Genomic DNA, 2,238 nt, shown 5'->3' with positions numbered 1-2,238 from the left:
GCTCTTTTCACTTCGGTTTTTGTCCTTGTTTCTTCACTTAATCCAAGGAATTTATATACTCTCTTCCGATTTCCGGTCATGACAAGCCACTGAGTCTGTTTCTGGCGAAGAATGGCTTCAAAAACTTCTGTTCCTTCTGTTGATTCCAACAATCTTTGTCCGCTGGACTTGAGATACATCCGGCTGCTTTGCTCATCGGCAAAGCCCATCCCTTCACTCTTCCACAGCGGCCAGTTCACCACAACGGTCTTTCCTTTGTACCGGGCGTTCCGATATGCCCCGTAGCTCATGAGGAATCGGTTTCCGACTGCATAGTCACAGTTTCCAAAATCTCCTATGATCGCCGAACTTGATGAAAAATAACAGATGAAATCAAGGTGCTCTCCCTGTAATGCTTCTTCAAGCGCAAGCGTCCCCTGAACCTTTGGTTCTAAAGTTTTTAAGTATTCCCCGATTTCTTTTTCGAGTATACTTCCTCCACCTTCTATCCCGGCGGCATGGATGACTCCGTCTATATGACCGAAGCGGGATTTTCCTGCCTGGACGGCTTGTTTCATCTCCTCTGCATTACACACATCGGCACTGTAATACATGACCTCTGCTTCGGCGTTCTGCAGCTGTTCAAGTTTTCCCTTCTTATCCTCAATGCTGCTTCGATTGACAAGAATCAGCTTCGCCTTGTACGCATCAGCGAGCCAGCGGGAGAAAATCATGCCCAGGCCGCCTGCGCCTCCTGTAATGAGGTAGACACCGCCTTCTTTGAGTACATCTTTTTTTGAGCTTTCCGTCTGAACCGGGGAGATTCTGCTTACCTTTCGGAGACCGTCTTCATACAGAACGCTTTCCGCCTTTTCCGCATGCAGCTCCTTCCACATCGTTTCCGCCCATTCGGCAGCACTTGTCTCTTTAAGATCCGCACAGATGACATTGACCTTTGAACCCGGCATCACGAGGCCGGCAGACCGCTCGATTCCAATCCAGGATTCCGTATGGCAGCGTTCCAGTCCGTCTCTGTATCCTCCGGCGATCATAACCCTTCCGGTTTTTAAACCCGCTGCTGCCAATCCCTGAAGCATATAGATCATGCCGGACGGATCCGTCACACAGTCCGCGTCTTCTGTCGGCCACATATACCATATGGCCTCTGCGTTTCCGGTTTGGGATTTTATTTCCTTCAAACATTCCGCATAGTCGCTTTTTTCGTTTAAACGAATGGTATATCGATTCTCAGACTCTCTCTTATAACCTGTCCCGCTGCCGATAAAGACCGGCTTGACACCGGAACCCAGCTCTTTTAATTTCTCTGTCGCAGCCTGACGGCGGCTTTCATCCGTCAGGAACACAACCACCGTTTTGATGTCCTGTTCCTTCATGGTTAATGCTTCTTCCCGCCATGCCTCTTCAAAAGTCATCATCTCATACTGGTCTGCGGACACCTTCTTCGGTGTCTCGAATACATAGGCAAGCCCGGTAATCACACCGGATGGTGTTCCTGATTCATCATAAAGCGCGATATCAACTTTGTTTTGTCCCGGAGGCTGTAAGCTGACAAGTCCCCAAACCGGATGACCTGCCCCCGCTGGAATCTCCATTTCCTTTATACCGGACAATCTGGCCTGCGAAACGCCGTTTGAGGCGTCTTCATGAACAGCTTCAAGACAGGCCTCCAGCACTCCCGGGATCAATACTTCAGGTTCCTTATACGTTCCGCTGCCTTTATCAGGCTTTTTAAACTTGATCAAAAATTGATGTTCCTCAGGCGATCCGTCGCCTGTCCATACCTCTTCAATATGTCGGCTGGCTGTCCGGCGTTTATGATTGATGTGAGGGAAGCGGGCACGCAATTCCCGAAGGTCGGTCTTTAAAGCTGATGCTCCCTCACGGAAACCCGCTTTTCCTTCACTGCTTATCTCTGCCTCTTCTTCCACTTTCCCCGTTTGTGAATAGATCTCCCATTCGATCTCGTCTTCTTCTCCTTGATAGAGGGCGATATTCACACTGACATTTCCGTCTGGCATAATCGGCGCATGCCATTCGACGTCCTTGATCACGACTGAAGCACCGGCAGTATCCACGGACATTCCTGCCGCAACCCTGGCCATCTCAAGATGAGCTGACTCCGGCAGATAAGCAGAGCTTTCGTTAACGGAATAGAAGAAATCTTCTGTCTCAGATAATACAGAAGTGAAACGCTGCCTACTAAGATCAGATGTATTTTCATGGACCAACGGGTGTATG

1 protein-coding gene is annotated in these 2,238 nt (G+C 49.3%); it reads right to left on the bottom strand.

All coding sequences use genetic code 11. The features are described 5' to 3' along the window. On the bottom strand, positions 1–2,238 hold a 2,238-nt coding region (locus BXO87_RS00050), incomplete at both ends, for an SDR family oxidoreductase (protein ID WP_139337711.1).

Origin of the sequence: Bacillus sp. GZB (genome assembly GCF_001975995.1) — a bacterium.
Lineage (GTDB): Bacteria > Bacillota > Bacilli > Bacillales > Bacillaceae > Bacillus > Bacillus velezensis.
This window is presented reverse-complemented; position numbering and strand designations above follow the sequence as displayed.